Here is a 17,824-nt window from a genome sequence, read left to right on the forward strand (position 1 = left end):
GGCTTTCGCAGACCCCGGCCCGACCCTATAGCGGAGAAAGGAGCGACAATGCGGGGGCAGATGTGCGGTTGTTCATGAGGCGTCTCGCCGTTCTCGGCATCGCGGGCGCGGCCTGCGCCGCGCTGGTCGCCGTCACCCGCTATGACAAGACGTCCGCGCCGGGATCGTCTTTCGGCGACAATGTCATCGCTGCGCCGGCAACTGCCGCCGCGCCTCTGCCCAAACAGAAGACCGCATTCGGGATCAACCTGTCCACCGTCGCCTATTGGACCGCCGAGCGCTCCTTCATGAACCTGGCGGCCGGGGGCGGCTGGAGTTCGATCATGGGCGGCTGGTCGGAAATGCCGGCCAATCGCCTCGACCAGCGCGGGACCGTCCTGTCGCTGCGTCCCGGCGAACAGGCGGCGCTGGCGCTGACCCGCCCGCCGCGCAGCTACGATGCCGATCTCGCTATCCGTTGCACCTATAAGGGGCAGGGCAAGGTCGCGGGGGTCGCGACCTTCAATCTCCGCGCCAGCCCGGGGCGGATCGACTTCACCTGGCGGCCCGATGTCCGCACCGCCTATTTCAAGATCGAGGAAACCGATCCTGCCGATCCGGTCCGCGCGATCGACTGCCGCGAGGCCGACGCCGATCCCCGCGCGCTGTTCGATCCTGCCTTCGTCAAGGAGCTTTCGGCCTACAAAGCGGTCCGCTTCATGGACTGGTCGCTGGCCAATCTGAACGAGGCGGGGGACTGGTCGCGCCGCACGCCGGCCGACGCCTTCATCCAGCAGTCGCGGCAGGGCGTTGCGGTCGAGCATATGGTGGCGCTGGCCAATCAGGCGGGCGTCGATCCCTGGTTCACGCTGCCGTGGAAGGCCGATGCCGTCTATGTCGCCAGCTTCGCGCGCTATGTGCACGAGCATCTCGATCCCAAGCGCACCGCTTATATAGAGGTCGGCAACGAAATCTGGAATCTCGACTTCCCCGCCGCGCGGCAGGCGCGCGACGAGGGGATGAAGCTGCGCCTGTCGGCCGACGAGAATGAGGCGCGCATGCGTCGCTATGCGCAGCGGTCGATCGAGGTCTTCACCATCTGGGAACAGGTCTATGCCGACCGGCCGAAGGGCGTCGTCCGGATCCTGTCGGGGCAGAATGCCTGGCCCGGCCTCGTCGAATATGCGCTGAACTACAAGGATATGGTCAAGCATATCGATGCGCTGTCGAGCGCGCTTTATTTCGCGCAGACCGTATTGGCCGATCCCAAGACGCCGACCGCCGATCTCGGCCCGATCTTCGCTGCGATCGATGCGTCTATTCCGGAGACGTTCAAGACCGCGCGGCAGTTCAAGCAGATGGCCGATGCCAGGGGCCTGCGCTACATCGGTTATGAGGGCGGGCAGCACGCCACTTATAATGGCCCGGACAAGACGCTGATGGAGCGGCTCAACCGCGATCCTCGCATGGGCGACGCCTATCGCCGCTTTCTCACCGGCTGGGACCGCGAGTTCGGCGACCTGCTGATGCTCTACCATTCGACCAGCCCGATCGGCACGACGATGCATTTCGGCATGGCCGAGCGTAGCGGTCAGCCGCTGTCGGAGACTCCGAAGCGCAAGGCCCTCCTCGACGCGATCGGCGAACTCCCGCGCTGAACGGGGAAGCGGTACCGTTCAAGCTGGCACTCGTCAGAACTCGCCCAACAGGCGTCTATCGGCTAGCATGGCTGCCATTTCTCCTGTTCCGGTCGATCTAGTCAGACACCGCGTCCGCCAGCGGCAGGCATGATCCGCCTGTCGGACTTTTTGCTCTGTTCCTCCCTTAAGACGTTGCGAGGCAAGTAACTCGGCCTGTGGGCGCTGCAAGGATGTGCGTTGATGGGTGGCAGATTCTATGTGTCCGTAGATGGCGGACAGATCCACGGACGCAGGGTAGGGACTGGCGAAACACCGGTGATCCTCTTGCACCGAACACCGGTTTCATCGGCAAGCTTCACTCTCGTGATGGAGTATCTGGCACGTTCCGGACAGGCTTCCATCGCGTTGGACACGCCCGGTTTCGGTCAGAGCTTCCAACCCCATGGCGCGCCGACTGCACGGGATTACGGGGCTTGGTTGCTTGCCGCGATCGACGCCCTCGACATCGATCGCTTCCATCTCGCGGGACATCATACCGGTACGCACTTTGCTGCCGAGATAGCCGCTATGGCGCCCGAACGCTGCCTGTCGCTAACGCTATCCGGGGTCATGATGGCCGACCAGGATGAGCGCGCTTCGACCCGGAAGAACATGGCGACCGTGCCACCGATCGACCTCGATGGCACCTATCTGGCCGAAACATTCGCGCTGATGCGTTCGCTGTTTCTCGATCCGGTGACCGAACTCGTCCATGCCGAGACGCTGGGGGCGATCGTTGCCGGACCTGGACGCGACCTGGCCTTCGACGCGATTTTCGCTCAGGACTTTGGTGCGGTCCTCGCCACGATCCTGGAAGCGGGCCGCACCGCCGTGCGAGTGGTGCAGGCGAGCGACGATCCCTTCACCCTCAACGGAATGTTGAGCAGGGTACGGCAACAATTTCCGAGCGTGCCAGTCGATTTAACCGGCCCCGCTTTCCTCGCGACACCTGAACGGCAAAGCGGCGCGTTCGCTCGTTCGGTCCTGCGTCAGACAAAAGATAGGGAATCCATGAACAATCGACGCTACCATCTCGTCCGGTCCACCGCCGGCTATGACCTGGTCAGGAGCGATGGATCCATTCCCGAACCTGGTGCTGGTGAGATCCTGGTTCGGGTCCACGCTGTGTCGATCAATCGGCGCGACATAGGCGTCCGAGATCTATCCTATCCGGTGAACGGTGCGGACCATTTTACTCCCCTTTCCGATGCAGCGGGCGAGATCGTGGCAGTGGGTGCAGGCGTAACGCAGTGGAAGGCGGGCGACCGGGTGGCTTCGGCCTTTCTGCAGAACCAGCCAGCGGGCCGCCTTACCCTGCCTGGCGTTCTGTCTGCGCTGGGGGCTGGGGGACCGGGCGTCTTTGCCGATTACGTCATTCTTTCCGAGAACGGGCTCGTCGCAATCCCGGAAGGCTGGAGTTACGAGGAGGCCGCTTGTTTGCCCTGCGCCGGCGTGACCGCATGGTCTGCGCTACGCCCTCTCGGCAATGTCCAGCCTGGCGACAGCGTAGCGGTGATCGGAACCGGCGGCGTGGCGCTGTTTGCCATTCAGCTTGCAGCGGCAATGGGCGCACGGCCGATCGTCCTGTCTTCCAGCGAGGACAAGATCGCGAAGGCAAGATCGCTCGGTGCTGTGGATGCCATCAATTACCGTGAGTGCCCGGAATGGGGCGGTGAGTTGCGCAAGCGGACCAATAGCGCCGGGGTCGATCATGTGATCGAGCTCGGGGGCGCGGGAACTTTGCAGAACTCATTGTCTGCATTGGGGCTAAACGGTCATTTGGCACTCATTGGGGCGCTCGATGGATTTGGCGGAACGATCGACGCCTTGCCATTGATCTTCTCGGCCCTCCGCTTGAGTGCCGTAATGGTCGGCTCGCGCAAGGACCATGAGGACCTCGCAGAATTCATGGCCGGCAAAGGGCTGAAACCCGTAATCGACAGCAGCTATCCCTTCGATCAGGCGGAAGCCGCTTATACAAGGGCCAGTCAGGGCGCCTTTGGCAAAGTGGTGGTGACCCTTGGTTGAGCCGAAAGACCACTTCGTAGCGGCGTAGTCCTGGCAAAACTGCCACGCTGATAATCGGGCAGCGAACCTTCTCCCGCTCGCGAACGGAGTGGCCTAGTTCGCCGTCACTTCATGGGCGAAGGCCGCGACGTCCTTGAGCACGGGCACGTCGCCCCGAAACGGTTTGGCGAGACCGGTGACGATGCCGACATGGCCGGTCTTCGGATATATTTTCAGTTCCGAATCCGCACCGGCGGCACGCAGGCGACGGGACAGGTTGATCGAGTTCTTCGGCCAGACGGTGCCGTCCTCGCCGCCATGGAGCAGCAGGGTCGGGGGTGACCCGGCAGAGGCATAGTGGATCGGCTGGGTCTCGTCAGCACGCGGCCAGGCGCCGAAGGTCTTCTCCACCACCGCCCCCTTCAGCGGCAGGAAATCATAGGGCCCTGCCAGCCCCGCAAAGCCCCGCACGGCGGCGCGATCGGCGCCCAGCCATTGCGGGTCGAGCGCCAGCATCGCGGCATTATAAGCCCCCGCCGAGTGGCCGACGAGGACGATCCGATCGGGATCGCCGCCATATTGCGCGGCATGGGCACGCGCCCAGCGGACGGCGGCAGCGCAATCCTCGAGGAAGCCGGGAAAGCGGACCTCGGGCACCAGTCGATAGTCGGGCACGACCGTGACGAAGCCCTGTCCCGCGAGTGCGCGGCCGGCGAAATGATAGCCCTCGCGGGTGCCGTCGGCCCAGGAGCCGCCATAGAAGAAGACGATCATCGGAAGTTTCGCGCCGTCGCGCGCGACCGGAGCGTAGACGTCGAGCATCCGGCGCGGGCCTTCGCCATAAGCAATGTCGCCCGCGACCTTCCGGCTGCTGCCGTCCTTCGGCATCACCGCGTCGAAGGTTCGCAGCGGCGAACAGGCAGCGATCGCCAGTGCCCCGCCAAGGACCAGGGCAAGCCCCGCCACCGTCAGTCTCGTCATCATCCCTCCGCACATATCGGATATCAGGCACTACGCCAGTCGGGCCGTTTCGGTTGCGTCATGCGTTGTCGCGCAGAACCTCAGCACGAAAGGACATATCGATGATCGTTCGCAGCGGATCGGCCAGCTATTCGGGCCTCGGCAAGGATGGGAAGGGCCATGTCTCGACCCAGTCGGGCGTGCTGTCCGACCAGCCTTATGGTTTCAACACACGCTTTGAGGACGGCAAGGGCACCAACCCCGAGGAACTGATCGCCGCCGCCCACGCCTCCTGCTTCACCATGGCGCTGAGCTTTGCGCTGGCGGGCGCCGGCTATACGGCCGGCGAGTTGAAGACCGAGGCGAAGGTATCGCTCGACAAGGACGGCGCCGGCTTCAAGGTGACCCGCTCGGCGCTGACGCTGGAAGCGCAGGTCGATGGCATCGACGAGACGGAGTTCGGGCGTATCGCCGACGAGGCCAAGGCCAATTGCCCGATCTCGAAACTGCTCAACGCGGAGATCACGCTGGACCGCAAGCTGGTCTGATCGTTCGGATGCGAAAGAGGCTCCGACGGAACACGCCGGAGCCTCGATCAGTTGGTGAACGGTAGGAAAGGGAGCGTTGGACGCTGCCCCGGCCGTGGTCAGCGCTGCTGGTCGCGATCGGGAAGGCGATCCTGCCGATCGGCTTCCTCGCGATCGGCCTGTCCGCCCGAGGACTTGCCGTCCTGCTCGCGGCGCTGGTCCTGGCGCTGTTGCTCCAGCTGGCCGTCGCGCTGCTGATCCTGCTGGCTCTGCGAGCCGCGGCCCTGGTCCATCTGCTGATTGCGGTCGTTGCCGCCCTGGCGATTCTCGCTCATGGCATCATCTCCTGTGATCGTCCCGGAAGCGGGATGCGGGTAGAACAGACCGGCAATGACCTTCGTTCCTGGCCATTCGCCCAAGTGTTTGAAAATGCGATATTGTGCCTGCGAAACGATGCGCGCCGCATTGCAGGCGTTGCGAAGCGGCGGCTTGGCCCCTAGGACGCGGGCGTCATTGAGTCAGGGGATAGCTATGTCGCAACCGTTGAGGGTGGCGCTCGCGGGACTGGGTACGGTCGGGGCCGGGGTCGTCAAGTTGATCGACGAGAACCGCACGCTGATCGAGCGTCGTGCCGGTCGTCCGATCGAGGTCGTCGCGGTTTCAGCGCGCGACCGGTCGCGTGATCGCGGTGTCGATCTCGCCCGCTTCGCCTGGGTCGACGATGCGACCACGCTGGCCGCGGCGCATGATGTGGACGTCGTGGTCGAACTCGTCGGCGGTGCCGATGGCCCGGCGCTCACGCTGGCGCGCGAGACGCTTGCCGCCGGCAAGCCCTTCGTGACCGCCAACAAGGCGATGATCGCGCATCATGGCATCGAACTGGCGACCATCGCCGAAAAACAGGGCGTCGCGCTGAAATACGAAGCCGCCGTCGCAGGCGGCATTCCGGTGATCAAGGGGCTGCGCGAGGGCGCCGCCGCCAATGTCATCAGCCATGTTTTCGGCATCCTGAACGGCACCTGCAACTATATCCTGACCGAGATGGAGGAGAAGGGCGCCAGCTTCGCCGATGTCCTCGCCGAGGCGCAGCGGCTGGGCTATGCCGAGGCCGATCCCAGCTTCGACATCGACGGCGTCGACGCCGCGCACAAGCTGTCGATCCTCTCCAGCCTGGCCTTCGGCACGGCGGTCGACTTCGCATCGATCGCGATCACCGGTATCCGCCACGTCATCGCGGCCGATATTGCCGAGGCTGCCGCTCTGGGCTTCCGCGTCCGGCTGGTCGGCCATGGCGAGGCGAGCGACAAGGGGCTGTTCCAGCGGGTCCACCCCTGCCTCGTCCCGCTCAGCCATCCGCTCGCCCATGTCTCGGGCTCGCTCAACGCGGTCGTGGCGCATGGCAATTTCGTCGGCCAGCTGTTCTTTCAGGGGCGCGGCGCGGGCGAGGGGCCGACCGCTTCCGCTGTGGTCGCCGACCTGATCGACATTGCGCGCGGCGAAACCGGGCCGGCCTTTGCCATGCCCGTCGCCGCCCTTGCCACGCCTGCGCCGGCGAAGGCGGGGGATCGTCGCGGTCGCGCCTATCTGCGCTTCACCGTCGCCGACCGCCCCGGCGTCCTGGCAGAGCTGACCGCGGCGATGCGCGACGCGGGCGTCTCGATCGAAAGCCTGATCCAGCGCGGCGCGTCGGACGATGGCAATGTGCTGATCGCGATGGTCACCCATGTCGGCCCGGAACGCGCCGTGGTCGATGCGCTCGACCGGCTCGAAGGCTCCCAGAGCCTTGCCGGCAAGCCGATGCTCATGCACATTCTCGACGACTGATCGCAATCGCGGGCCCGGCCGCGCCGGGCTTCTCGACATTGTAACCGGCCTCGCCTAAGCGCTTCGGCCGAACGAAAAGCAGAAAAGGCATTCCTTGATGGTGAAGGCAAGCAAGGCCCTCGACCGGGTCCTCGTTCTGGAGATGGTGCGCGTTACCGAGGCTGCGGCGATCGCCGCGTCGAAGCTGATCGGCCGGGGTGACGAGAAGGCGGCCGACCATGCCGCAGTCGAAGCGATGCGCGAGGCTTTCAACGGCCTCGAGTTCGACGGCACCGTCGTGATAGGCGAGGGCGAGCGCGACGAAGCCCCGATGCTCTACATCGGCGAGAAGGTCGGATCGGGCATCGGCACCGGCCCGAAGATCGACATTGCTCTCGATCCGCTCGAAGGCACCACCATCACCGCCAAGGCCGGCCCCAACGCGCTGGCCGTGCTGGCGATCGCCGAAGAAGGCGGCCTGCTCAACGCACCCGACGTCTACATGGACAAGCTGGCGATCGGGCCGGGCTATGCAGACGGGATCGTCGGCCTCGACCGCAGCCCGACCGAGAATGTCAAGGCGCTGGCCAAGGCCAAAGGCGTCGAGCCCGACGAGATCATCGCCTGCGTGCTCGATCGTCCGCGCCACGAAAAGCTGATCGCCGAGCTGCGCTCGCTCGGCTGCGGCATCGTCCTCATTCCCGACGGCGACGTCGCCGGCGTGATCGCGGTGACCAATCCCGACACGACGATCGACATCTATATGGGCTCGGGCGGCGCGCCGGAAGGCGTGCTCGCGGCGGCGGCGCTGAAGTGCGTCGGTGGCCAGTTCGAGGGCCGGCTGCTGTTCCGTAACGAGGACGAGAAGTCGCGCGCCCGCCGCTGGGGCGTCACCGATTTCGACCGGATCTACAAGCTCGACGATCTGGTGAAGGGCGATGCCATCTTCGCTGCAACGGGCGTCACCGACGGCTCGCTGCTCGAAGGTGTCAAGCGCCGTGCCAATGGCCTGATGACCACCGAGAGCGTCGTGATGCGCGCCTCCTCCGGCACGGTCCGCTGGGTCAAGGGCGAGCACCGCAAGACCCGCTGATCCGTTCCGGACAAGCGGTAAGGAACAAGGGGCGTCCACCACGCGGGGGGCGCCCTTTCCTTTGGGGGCAGCAAGGCGCTAAGGCAGCGCCATGCGATCACCCGTCCTCAACATCACCCGTTCGATCCTTGGCCAGCCCTGGCATTGGCGTGGGGGCACGGTCGACGGCATCGACGCCAATTTCGAGCCCGATGACCTCGTCGCCCAGCTGCTCCTCGCGCGCGGCTGCCCGCGTGACGGCATAGAGGCGCACCGCGCGCCGACGATCCGCGCCTTCATGCCTGATCCCTCGATCTTCCGCGACATGGACAAGGCCGCCGAGCGCCTCGCCGACGCGGTGCAGGCGGGCGAGAAGGTCACGATCTTCGGCGATTATGACGTCGACGGGGCGACCTCGGCTGCGCTGCTGATCCGGCTGCTGCGGATGCTCGGGCTCGAGGCGGGGGCCTATATCCCCGACCGGCTGATGGAGGGCTATGGCCCCTCGGGCGAGGCGCTGCTGCGGATCGGGCAGGGGGGCTCGCGCCTGATCGTAACCGTGGACTGCGGCGCGCAGGCGTTCGAGGCGCTCCAGCTGGCGAGCGATGCGGGGCTGGAGGTGATCGTCGTCGATCACCATAAATGTGCCGCCGCGCTCCCGCGCGCCTATGCGCTGGTCAATCCGAACCGCCTCGACGAGGAGGAGGGCGCCGCCCATGGCCATCTGGCGGCGGTCGGGGTCGCCTTCCTGCTGGGCGCCGCGCTGATCCGCGTGCTGCGCCAGCGCGGCTGGTTCGCGACCCGCGCCGAACCCCGGCTGATGGATCTGCTCGACATCGTGGCGCTGGGCACGGTCGCCGATGTCGCCTCGCTGCGCGGGCTCAACCGGGCGTTCGTGGCGCAGGGGATCAAGGTGATGGCCGGCCGGCGCAATATCGGCCTCGCCGCGCTGATCGAGGCGTCGCGGCTGGAACGCGCGCCGACCTGCACCGATCTGGGCTTCGCGCTCGGCCCGCGCATCAACGCCGGCGGGCGGGTCGGCAAGTCCGATCTGGGCGTGCGCCTGTTGACGACCGAGGATCGGGACGAGGCGCGGACGATCGCGGCCGAGCTCGACCGTCTCAACGAGGAACGGCGCGCGATCGAGAAGCTGGTGCAGGATCAGGCCGAGGAAATGGCCGACCGGCTGGCGAATCGATCGGTGCCCGTCGTGGCGGGCACAGGCTGGCATCCCGGCGTCATTGGTATCGTCGCGGGTCGGCTCAAGGAGAAGCTTGGCCGTCCCGCGATCGTCATCGCGCTCGACGAGGCCGGGATCGGCAAGGGCTCGGGCCGCTCGATCTCGGGCGTCGACCTGGGTGCGGCCATCCTTGCGGCGAAGGACATGGGCCTGCTGGTCGCAGGCGGCGGCCATGCGATGGCGGCGGGCGTCACCGTGGCGCCGGGCGCCGTCGACGCGCTCGCCGACTTCCTCGACGACCGTCTGGCTGCCGACGTGTCCCGCGCCCGCGACGACCGCGCGCTGCTGCTCGACGCTGTCGTGGCGCCTGGAGGGGTCACTCCGTCACTGGTGGAGGCGCTGGAGGCCGGCGGCCCCTATGGCGCGGGCTGGCCTTCTCCGCGCATCGCAGCGGGCGCGGTGCGCGTCATCCGCGCCGATGTGGTGGGCAACGGCCATGTCCGCGCGGTGGTGTCGGGCCGAGACGGCCGCTCGATCAAGACGATCGCCTTCCGCGCTGCCGACAATGCGCTTGGCCAGTCCCTGCTGGGCGCGGGCCCCGACCGGACGCTGTGGATCGCCGGCCGCCCGAAGATCGACGACTGGGGCAACCGCCCCGCCGCCGAGCTTCATGTCGAGGATGCGGCCTGGGCCGACTGAGTTATTTGCACAATATCGACGAACCGCCCTTGACCATCTCCGGCACCTGCCCTAATCGGCCCGCCACACGCTGCACGGCCCCATCGTCTAGCGGTCTAGGACGTCGCCCTTTCACGGCGAAAACACGGGTTCGAGTCCCGTTGGGGTCACCATTGCTCATTCGGAAGCCCGGATGTCGGCAATAGCCGTTCAGCGACTTTCCTGCTCATCAACTGCTAGCTAGCCGAAGGCTTCAACCACCGTATCGATCGGCAGGAACAGCATATGGCTGTTTGCCGGATACTCGATGAATTCGGCGCAGGCGAGGTAGAAGCGTTTTGCTCGCTCGTCCTTTGCGTGCACCATGACCGCGCCGATACCGATGCTTTGCGATGCCACTGCTATCCGTCGCAGGGCGTCAGCGAGGAGATCGGCGCCGAGGCCTCGGCCCGCGTGGCTCTTGCTGACTGCCAGCCGACCGATCACGGAGACGGGTATCGAATCTGGCGCATTACGACGGAGTCGGCCTGGAGCGGCGGAGCGCTCGATTGCTCCGGCCGAAATGCAGAAAAAGCCAACCACCTCGCCATCGTCACAGACGACATATGTGCGCGAGAATCGGCTTTCGTTTTTGAGAGCCCGTTTCGTGAGCCAGTCATTGAGCGCCGCGTTGCCGCAGTCGAATCCCTCCAGCATATGAGCCGCTGTCAGCGGGACTGGTGCCGACAGGCCCATTAAAGTCTTAATGTCGTTCAGGCGTCCCAGGCCGGGGTGCGCCGCAACAGGGTGCGCAGCTTGGGGCCGGGGGCGGGCGGATTGTCGAGAGCGTCGACGAAGGCGTCGTAGCGAGCATCGTCGAGCACAAAGAGACGCTGATCCAGCAGGACGTCCGTGGCGCGCGACCGGGCACTTTCGACCATGAATTCTGTACGTGTCTTGCCGAGAATGGCGGCGGCATCGTCGATCATCCGCCGGGTCTGCGCCTCGATCCGAAGATTGATGCTGGCCTTCGCATCCGAAGCGTCGGAACGCTCCGGGACAGGGGTCGAAGTGGACATAGCTTTTGCCATGTCGATAATCTGATATGTCGTATCTACGTTGTCAATACGCCAATACTGCCTTGTCCCCGTTTACCCAACCGCCATCGCTCGCTTGGCCAGCACCCCGCACGCAGCATCTGCCGCAACCGGCTCCCTCTTCCCGTCCATCGCCCTGCCGATGCTTTTGAGGATGTTGCCGACAGGCCCGCCTTCGGGCAGCGCGATCTGGGGCTGTTTCAGCGTTCCGGCGATCGTGATCGGTCCTTGCAGCTTCAGCGCGCTGTCCTGTTTGGCGGTGCCGCGCATGGCCAGCATCATGCGTTCGCCGTCGAGGTTCACGCGACCGCTGATGTCGGTGCGGGCGCGGGTCGTGTCGATCAGGATCGGGTTGGCGCTGCCCATGCCTCCACGCACGTCCAGGCGCACAATCGCGCAGCGCAGGCTCGCCTGCTTGGCCTTGTCGAGCGTCAACCCCTTGAGCAGGTCCTGGCCCAGCAGTGCGGCGGTGCGGGCGGGGAGGGCGCCGTCGCGGGCGACGATCGCGACAGGGCCGTCCGAGCGGGCGACGGCGGCGCGGATCGTGCGGCCGGTGCCGGTCAGGCGCAATCGGCCGTCGAGCCGCCCGTGGACCTGCGTGTCGGGGGCGAAGTCGATCAGCCGGCCGTCACGGAGCTCCAGCGCCATCGTCATCACCGGGCGGCCGCTGCGCTGGTCGACGCGGAAGCTGCCCTGCATCGTGCCATGGGTCAGACCGAGCCTCAGGTCGTCGATGCGGAGCAGGCTGTGCTGGAGGTCGAGCGTGCCGCTGAGCGAGCGGAAGGGGGAGGGGCCGGGCCAGAGCAGCCGGTCGGCCTTCAGCGTCAGGCGTCCATCGGTGCGTGCGACATTGTGAAGATCGATCGCGGTGTCGGGGAAGACGCGCGGGCCGGCCTTGGCGCGCTTGGCGGCGGCGATGGACCGGCCGCGCGCGTCGGACAGGTCGTCGAAGTCGAGCTGGCGCGAATGGACGTGGCCGTCGATCAGGCTGCGTCCGTCGCGCTTGCGGATCGTGGCGCTGCCTTCGATGTGTGAGCGGCCGATGCTGCCGTTCAGCCCGGTCACGGTCCAGTCGCTGCCCTCGCGGCGGGCACGGGCCGACAGGCGCACAGGCTGCGTTCTGGGCAGGCCCGCCTCGATGATCGCATCGACATAGGAGAGGTTGGCCGCGCGCGCTGTGACGGTCAGCGCCATGTGGCGGATGTCGAGTGGTCGGTCCATCGTCCCCTGCGCGTGCATCGTCAGCGCTTCACCGGCAATATCCGCCCGGAACGGCCAGGCAGCGCTGCCCGTGGCGGAGGGACCGGAGGCGGTCATCCGCACCGGCGCGCCGAGCACGGTGCCATGGCCGTCGAGCTTCAGGCCGCCGGGGCCCACGGTCAGCGCGGCGTTAAGGGTGCGGTCGCGCTTGGCGTCGCGATAGAGGAGGCGACCATCGGTGATGCGCAGCCCGTCGATCACCGGGCCCCTGCCGCCCGCCGATGTCTTTGTCTTCGTCCCTTTCCAGCTTTCGCGGCCGTCGGCTGCGCGAACGAAATCGAGACGCAGGCCGTCAACCCGCACGTCACGCAGCTGCGTCGATCCGGTCAGCAGGGCGGGCAAGGACAGGTCGAACTCGGCCTGCCGAATGGCAACGGTCGACCCGGACCCGGCCCAACTGGCCTGCGGGATGGTAAGGCCACGGATCCGCAGGCGCGGGCTGAACGAGAAGACGTCGACCCGTTCGAGCGCGGCGAGTTTGACCGCGCGGCCATATTGGTCCGACAGACGGCGTTCGGCCTCCCCCCGGAGCATGCCCCAGGGGAAGGCCGCGAGCCCGATCGCCGCAAAGGCCGATAGTGCTGCCGTGCCGATGAGCGCGGTGCGAACCGCCGGCTTCAAGCTACACCCCGGCGTGCGGGGCGGGCGAACGGTTCGATCATCGCGCGCTATGCTGTATCAGCTGTTGACGGCCGTGGTCGAGACGCGGGCGTGGCTGCCCTCTTCACTCGGATCGACCTTGGCGCCGAACAGCATCTTGATCTTGCCGGTCAGCGACATGTCGGCTTCCCACAGTTCTGCATCGGCGATGTCGAAGCGCAGCAGGGCGAGGTTGGGATCGGTCTTTCCGCCGGGAAACCAGCTTTCGACCGGCTTGGACCAGAGCTTTTCGATCATAGCCGGATCATTGTCGACGGTCGCGGTTCCGCACAGGCAGGCGAAATAATCCTGCCCCTTGGACACGAACTGCACCATTGCCGGGCCGCCCTTTGCGAGACGATTGTTGCGGCCGATAAAGAAATAGAGGCGGTCGACCTGATCCTTGTCGAGCATCACCGTCAGCGGCTCGGAATGCTGATGCTCACCGGTCAGACCTGCCATCACGAAGGGGCCATCGCTCATCTTCTTCCAGAGCGTTTCCTTGAGCTCGGCAACGTCGGTCATGTCATTCTCCTCCTATGTCGGAGGGAGAACGAAGAGACCGGATCATGGTTGCGTCACCGGGAAGAGCAGCGAGGCGCCATTCTATTCTTCGTCGGCGAAGGGGTCGAAATCACTCTTGCGCAGATCGATGGTGAAGGTGGTGCCCTGCCGCGGTTTGCTGTCGCAGGAAATGCGCCCGCGATGCCGGCCGATGACGGTCCGGACGAAGGCCAGACCCAGACCGATACCCTCGCGCGATCCCTGCTGGAAGCGCTCGAACAGACGCGACCGCTCTTCCTCGGTCATGCCGATGCCCTGATCGACGATCGCCAGGATGATGCGCTCGTCGCGTTCCTCCAGCACGCAGCGGACGACCATGCCCTCGTCGCTATATTTGATCGCATTGCCGACCAGATTCATCACCGCGCGGGTCAGCAGCTGGCGATCGCCATCGACCATGTGCGGCATCTCGTCCGCGCCTTCGACCACTACCTTGATGCCGCGCGCGCGCGCGGTGGGCCACAGCGCATCGGCGGCGTCGATGGTGACGTCGTTCAGGTCGATCGGCTCCAGCGACAGCGGCTTGGCTTCGGCGCGGGCCAGCTGGACGAAGTCCTCGGCGAGCTGCAGCGTGTGAGTGGCAAGATTCTCGATGCGCGTCGCGATCGATTTGGGGACGCCCGTCTCCGGCCCACGCAGCAGCGACAATATGGCCGACTGTGGCGCGCGCATATCGTGACTCAGCAGCTGCAGGGCCTCCTCGCGGTGGCGCTCGGCCTGTTTCAGCGGGCTGATGTCGACCACGCGGATGATCCAGCCGACTTGCGTGTCGGTCGCGTCGCGCTGTTCGACATAGCGGATCTCGAAGCTGCCGCCATCCTCGGTCACCGCTTCGCCCGCGCCTGTCGGCGGCGCCTCGGGCACGAAGGGAGAGATGCTGCCCGTGTCGGCCGAGCGGAAACGCTCCATCAGCGCGCGCGCATCGCCGCCCGGTTCGGCGCGCAGGCCCAGGCGGCGGGCGAGGCGGCGTCCCTCGATATTGGACAGCGCCAGCGTGCCGTCGAGCCCGGTGACGTAGACCGCGTCGGGCAGGCGGCCGATGGCGTCCGACAGGAAGCGCCGAAGATCGCGGAGCCGGTCGATCGCGCTGCGCAGCAGGCCGGTCTGGAGCGTGATCTCGCGTTGCACGCCCGATCGGCGCTGGCGGGGGAGGGCATCGCTCTCCGCTTCCAGCATGCGCAGTTCTGCCGTCATATAGCCGCTGATCGCGTTCAAGCGCCGCCAGCCCCAGACCGGATAGACGAACAGCAGCCCAATCAGCGCGGCAGAGGGGGGCAACCAGATGTGAAGGAAGGCGAACAGGCCGAGGCAGAGCAGCGGCAGAGCGACCAGCAACGCTACCGCCAGATTGGCATTGTCGCGCGGACTGAGCCGCAGGAAGGCGAGCAGCATGATCCACAAGGAGATCAGGCTGGCGACCAGCACCGCCGTCTGCGAGGCGGGAGTGACCGCCTCGCCGCGCAACAGGGCGTCCAGCAGTTGCGCCTGAATTTCCACGCCGGGCATCTGACTGGTGGTGCCCGAGGTGGGCGTGGGATAGCTGTCGCCCATGCCGTCGGCGGTCGCACCAATCAGAACGAAGCGGCCCTCCAGAATCTCGGCGGGGACCCGGCCTTCGATCAGGTCGATGAAGGAAATGGTCCGAACATGGCCCGCCGCGCCGCCATAAGGGATAAGCACGGGGCGCGCCTGCCACAGACCCTGCTCGCCGGGGGCGGTGCCCTGAGGCTTCAGCCCGGCCATGAGCGCGGCGAGCTGCAGCCAGGAGCGACCTTCTCCGCCCTCCTCCAGATAGGCGCGCCGGATCACGCGGTCGCCCTCGAAATGCAGGTTTACCTGAGCGATGCCGGCCGAGGCGCCGGCGAGCGGACCGGCGGGGCGGGCGATCGCATAGGGCGCGCCATTGGCGCCGGGCACGTCGATGACCATCGGCAGATAGGTGGGCGAGCGGCGGACGGCGGCCGCCAGCAGATCATCCTCGGCAGTCGGCTCGACGAACAGCACGTCATAGCCGATGGCACGGACCTTCGCATCGGCCAGCCGGTTCAACGCCGCCGCATGCAGGCTGCGCGGCCAGGGCCAGCGGCCGAGCGCCTGCAGGCTTCGATTGTCGATCGCCACGATGACGATGTCGTCGGGGGGCGGCCGGCTCGCTGCCGTCAGAACATTGTCATAGATGATATGGTCGAGCCGCTCGGTCAGTCGTCCCAGCACCAGTGCTACCACCAGTGCGGTCGCCAACAGCGCGACGGCGAGCCACTCAGCGTAGAGGCGTGGTGGCGGTGCCGTTTGCGCTGATCGGCTGGGCATTACGGCTCATGGATGCGGGGGAACTCTCACGCGAGGGATCGGCATGGGCGTGCCGCTCTTCGTCCACTCGGGACCAGGGCAGGTCGAGCGCACCGACGCGCTGGCCCAGCGCATAGGTCGCCGGCAGGCCTTCCAGCCCATTCTCGGCGATCGCCGACAACCGGATGAAGAATTGCGTGCTGGCGAGATTTTCGAAGCTGATCGTCGGCGCGTCGGCGGTCGAATCCGCGAAAACCGCCTGGAAGCCGATGTCGGTCGCCAGCTGAAAGCGATATTTGCGCGCGCCGTCGACCGGCTTGGCGGTGATCAGCACGCCACCGGTCGGTGTCTGCGCTACGCTGTCGAGGCCGGGCGGGGACAGCAGGGCGACGGGCTGCTCGACGCCGGCGGGGGTCGCGACGACGCCATAGCCGCGCGGCACCTGAACGCCCTCTTCGTCCTCGGCATCCTTGCCGACCTCGACCGCGCCGCCGACGACCTCGGTCAGCGCCTTTTCGCCGCTTTCGTCTAGCGCGACGCGGAAGTCGGTCCCGCGAACCGCAGACACCGACAGCGGGGTCGTCACCTGGAAGTCGCTATTGGGGTCGCGGATCGGCGTCACCGTCGCCCGGCTGCGGCCGGCTTCGAGGCGGAAGCGCCGTTCGATGCTGCCGGTCAGCAGGATGCGGCGCAGACGCGAGACGTGGATGCGGCTCTGCGAGGGCAGCGAGATGGCGCTGCCATCGGGCAGGGTGACGGTGACGAAGGCGTTGGGGCCTGTCTCCAGCTTCTGGCCCTGGCGCACCTGGGTGCCGACCTCGACCTGCTGGCCGTCGATCGTCGCCGCACCCCTAAAGGATGTGATGACGCCGGTGATCGTCTCGATCCGCAGCAGCGGTTGCGGGATCAGCAAGGTCGATCCGATCGGCAGGCGGCGTGGATCGGCGACGGCGTTGATCTTCTGGATCGAGACATAGTCGTCGCTCACCAGATAGTCGCGTGCCAGCGCGGACAGCGTATCTCCGGGGCGCACCGTATAACGGAAATATTGCTCCGCCGCAGGGGCCTGCGCGGCGACCGGGGCGGCGGCCCAGACCGTCAGCGCCGTCGCCAATGCCAGGAGAAGCTTGTTCCGCACGATTGCCGCCTTACTCCGTCTCGGGCTCGAGCGCTTCGAGCCTGTAACCATAGCTGTACACCGGGATCAGGCGAAAGCCACGCTCCGGACGCAGGCCGAGCTTCGCCCGGATGCGCGAGATATGCGCGTCGAGCGTGCGGGTCGGCAGGTCGGGGTTACGGCCCCACACGATTTCCAGCAGATAGGAGCGGGACAGCGGCCGGTGCATGTTGCGGAACAGCGTCGCCGCCAGTTCGAACTCCTTGGCGGTGAGCACGATATTCTCGTCCTCCACGCTGATCGTCTGGCGCGCCGGGTGCAGCGTGTACGGGCCATAGCTCTCATTTGCGGCGGCTGCCTCGCGCGGACCGGTGCGGCGGTGGACCGCAGCGATGCGCGCCAGCAGCACCGGGGGCTGGACGGGCTTGATCACATAATCGTCGGCGCCCGCATTGAGGCCCGCGACAATGTCCTCGTCGCTGTTGCGGTTGGTCAGCAGCAGCGACGGGATTGGCTTGTCCATATTCTCCCGCATCCAGCTGATGATCTCGGGGCCGCTCTTGTCGGGCATGTTCCAGTCGAGGATCACCAGATCGAACGTATCCTGCCGCAGCTTCGTGATCAGCGTGCGGGCATTGGGGAATTCATAGGCGAAGTGACCGGCCTCGATCAGCGTCTGCGTGACATAGGCGCGCGCGGCGGGCTCGTCGTCCAATACGGCGATCCGCATGCTATCGCTCGATGTCTTGGTTGGATCGTTGGTCGGCATCCCAGCCTTCATGCCTATGCGCCGCCGCGATTCCAAGTGTGCCGGGTTTTGCTCCACCCATCTTCATGCCTCCCTTTCGCCCTTCGGGACGACATGGCTTTAGCCGAAGCGAACCGGGCGCAAATGATTGTATTTCCAAAGTTACAATTGTTTACAGGCACATCGGTGGTTAACCGGCTTATGACCAGCGGCGGTGATGCCGGCGGCTCGATGATCGGGGGTGCC

General features: G+C 66.3%; 15 protein-coding genes and 1 tRNA gene. 7 read left to right on the top strand and 9 right to left on the bottom strand.

Annotated features, from left to right (window positions below):
- The first annotated feature begins 74 nt into the window (after nucleotides 1–74).
- Nucleotides 75–1,637, top strand: a complete 1,563-nt coding sequence (locus ACNI3R_RS18625) for a hypothetical protein (protein WP_426186123.1) — start codon at nucleotides 75–77, stop codon at nucleotides 1,635–1,637.
- A gap of 222 nt (nucleotides 1,638–1,859) precedes the next feature.
- Entirely contained in the window at nucleotides 1,860–3,686 is a 1,827-nt protein-coding gene (locus tag ACNI3R_RS18630) for an alpha/beta fold hydrolase (RefSeq protein ID WP_426186125.1), read from the top strand.
- 93 nt (nucleotides 3,687–3,779) lie between these two features.
- On the opposite strand, the gene ACNI3R_RS18635 is transcribed toward ACNI3R_RS18630, so the two are convergent.
- Entirely contained in the window at nucleotides 3,780–4,646 is an 867-nt protein-coding gene (locus tag ACNI3R_RS18635) for an alpha/beta hydrolase (RefSeq protein ID WP_426186127.1), read from the bottom strand.
- 101 nt (nucleotides 4,647–4,747) lie between these two features.
- Between ACNI3R_RS18635 and ACNI3R_RS18640 the strand changes: the two genes are divergently transcribed.
- Nucleotides 4,748–5,173: an OsmC family protein gene (locus tag ACNI3R_RS18640; protein ID WP_426186129.1), complete on the top strand. Its 426-nt coding sequence runs from the start codon at nucleotides 4,748–4,750 to the stop codon at nucleotides 5,171–5,173.
- 98 nt (nucleotides 5,174–5,271) lie between these two features.
- Here ACNI3R_RS18640 and ACNI3R_RS18645 read toward each other — a convergent pair whose 3' ends face one another.
- Complete coding sequence (locus ACNI3R_RS18645; protein WP_426186131.1) at nucleotides 5,272–5,487, bottom strand: hypothetical protein; 216 nt, start codon at nucleotides 5,485–5,487, stop codon at nucleotides 5,272–5,274.
- A gap of 196 nt (nucleotides 5,488–5,683) precedes the next feature.
- Here ACNI3R_RS18645 and ACNI3R_RS18650 point away from each other — a divergent pair, with 196 nt between their 5' ends.
- The 4 genes from ACNI3R_RS18650 to ACNI3R_RS18665 all read left to right on the top strand — a co-directional run bounded on the left by ACNI3R_RS18650 (nucleotide 5,684) and on the right by ACNI3R_RS18665 (nucleotide 10,058).
- Nucleotides 5,684–6,976, top strand: coding sequence for a homoserine dehydrogenase (locus tag ACNI3R_RS18650; RefSeq protein ID WP_426186133.1), 1,293 nt, complete (start codon nucleotides 5,684–5,686; stop codon nucleotides 6,974–6,976).
- A gap of 97 nt (nucleotides 6,977–7,073) precedes the next feature.
- Nucleotides 7,074–8,048, top strand: a complete 975-nt coding sequence (glpX, locus tag ACNI3R_RS18655) for a class II fructose-bisphosphatase (RefSeq protein WP_426186135.1) — start codon at nucleotides 7,074–7,076, stop codon at nucleotides 8,046–8,048.
- A gap of 91 nt (nucleotides 8,049–8,139) precedes the next feature.
- A complete protein-coding gene (gene recJ / locus ACNI3R_RS18660) occupies nucleotides 8,140–9,906 on the top strand; it encodes a single-stranded-DNA-specific exonuclease RecJ (protein WP_426186137.1) in 1,767 nt (588 codons plus the stop codon).
- A 76-nt stretch (nucleotides 9,907–9,982) separates the two neighbouring features.
- Nucleotides 9,983–10,058 (top strand) — tRNA-Glu (locus ACNI3R_RS18665).
- A 67-nt stretch (nucleotides 10,059–10,125) separates the two neighbouring features.
- Here ACNI3R_RS18665 and ACNI3R_RS18670 read toward each other — a convergent pair.
- The 7 genes from ACNI3R_RS18670 to ACNI3R_RS18700 form a co-directional block, all read right to left on the bottom strand.
- Complete coding sequence (locus ACNI3R_RS18670) at nucleotides 10,126–10,581, bottom strand: GNAT family N-acetyltransferase (RefSeq protein WP_426186139.1); 456 nt, start codon at nucleotides 10,579–10,581, stop codon at nucleotides 10,126–10,128.
- A 56-nt stretch (nucleotides 10,582–10,637) separates the two neighbouring features.
- A complete protein-coding gene (locus tag ACNI3R_RS18675) occupies nucleotides 10,638–10,943 on the bottom strand; it encodes a type II toxin-antitoxin system TacA family antitoxin (RefSeq protein WP_426186141.1) in 306 nt (101 codons plus the stop codon).
- Between the two features lie 72 nt (nucleotides 10,944–11,015).
- Nucleotides 11,016–12,842, bottom strand: a complete 1,827-nt coding sequence (locus ACNI3R_RS18680) for an AsmA family protein (protein ID WP_426186143.1) — start codon at nucleotides 12,840–12,842, stop codon at nucleotides 11,016–11,018.
- Nucleotides 12,843–12,899: 57 nt separating this feature from the next.
- Nucleotides 12,900–13,385 carry a pyridoxamine 5'-phosphate oxidase family protein gene (locus ACNI3R_RS18685; protein ID WP_426186145.1) on the bottom strand — a complete coding sequence of 162 codons (486 nt, stop codon included), beginning with the start codon at nucleotides 13,383–13,385 and terminating at the stop codon, nucleotides 12,900–12,902.
- Between the two features lie 81 nt (nucleotides 13,386–13,466).
- Nucleotides 13,467–15,734 carry a CHASE2 domain-containing protein gene (locus tag ACNI3R_RS18690; RefSeq protein ID WP_426186147.1) on the bottom strand — a complete coding sequence of 756 codons (2,268 nt, stop codon included), beginning with the start codon at nucleotides 15,732–15,734 and terminating at the stop codon, nucleotides 13,467–13,469.
- Nucleotides 15,685–16,851, bottom strand: coding sequence for a FecR family protein (locus ACNI3R_RS18695; protein ID WP_426186149.1), 1,167 nt, complete (start codon nucleotides 16,849–16,851; stop codon nucleotides 15,685–15,687). The genes ACNI3R_RS18690 and ACNI3R_RS18695 overlap by 50 nt, the downstream gene beginning before the upstream one ends.
- 10 nt (nucleotides 16,852–16,861) lie before the next feature.
- Nucleotides 16,862–17,599: a response regulator transcription factor gene (locus ACNI3R_RS18700; protein WP_426186151.1), complete on the bottom strand. Its 738-nt coding sequence runs from the start codon at nucleotides 17,597–17,599 to the stop codon at nucleotides 16,862–16,864.
- Nucleotides 17,600–17,824 lie beyond the last annotated feature (225 nt).

The sequence above is a fragment of the Rhizorhabdus antheiae genome (assembly GCF_049889055.1).
Taxonomy (GTDB): domain Bacteria; phylum Pseudomonadota; class Alphaproteobacteria; order Sphingomonadales; family Sphingomonadaceae; genus Rhizorhabdus.

Coding starts and splice junctions, on each gene's coding strand:
- ACNI3R_RS18625 (WP_426186123.1), top strand. CDS start 75: ATGAGGCGTCTCGCCGTTCTCGGCATCGCGGGCGCGGCCTGCGCCGCG.
- ACNI3R_RS18630 (WP_426186125.1), top strand. CDS start 1,860: ATGGGTGGCAGATTCTATGTGTCCGTAGATGGCGGACAGATCCACGGA.
- ACNI3R_RS18635 (WP_426186127.1), bottom strand. CDS start 4,646: ATGACGAGACTGACGGTGGCGGGGCTTGCCCTGGTCCTTGGCGGGGCA.
- ACNI3R_RS18640 (WP_426186129.1), top strand. CDS start 4,748: ATGATCGTTCGCAGCGGATCGGCCAGCTATTCGGGCCTCGGCAAGGAT.
- ACNI3R_RS18645 (WP_426186131.1), bottom strand. CDS start 5,487: ATGAGCGAGAATCGCCAGGGCGGCAACGACCGCAATCAGCAGATGGAC.
- ACNI3R_RS18650 (WP_426186133.1), top strand. CDS start 5,684: ATGTCGCAACCGTTGAGGGTGGCGCTCGCGGGACTGGGTACGGTCGGG.
- glpX (WP_426186135.1), top strand. CDS start 7,074: ATGGTGAAGGCAAGCAAGGCCCTCGACCGGGTCCTCGTTCTGGAGATG.
- recJ (WP_426186137.1), top strand. CDS start 8,140: ATGCGATCACCCGTCCTCAACATCACCCGTTCGATCCTTGGCCAGCCC.
- ACNI3R_RS18670 (WP_426186139.1), bottom strand. CDS start 10,581: ATGCTGGAGGGATTCGACTGCGGCAACGCGGCGCTCAATGACTGGCTC.
- ACNI3R_RS18675 (WP_426186141.1), bottom strand. CDS start 10,943: ATGTCCACTTCGACCCCTGTCCCGGAGCGTTCCGACGCTTCGGATGCG.
- ACNI3R_RS18685 (WP_426186145.1), bottom strand. CDS start 13,385: ATGACCGACGTTGCCGAGCTCAAGGAAACGCTCTGGAAGAAGATGAGC.
- ACNI3R_RS18690 (WP_426186147.1), bottom strand. CDS start 15,734: ATGCCCAGCCGATCAGCGCAAACGGCACCGCCACCACGCCTCTACGCT.
- ACNI3R_RS18700 (WP_426186151.1), bottom strand. CDS start 17,599: ATGCCGACCAACGATCCAACCAAGACATCGAGCGATAGCATGCGGATC.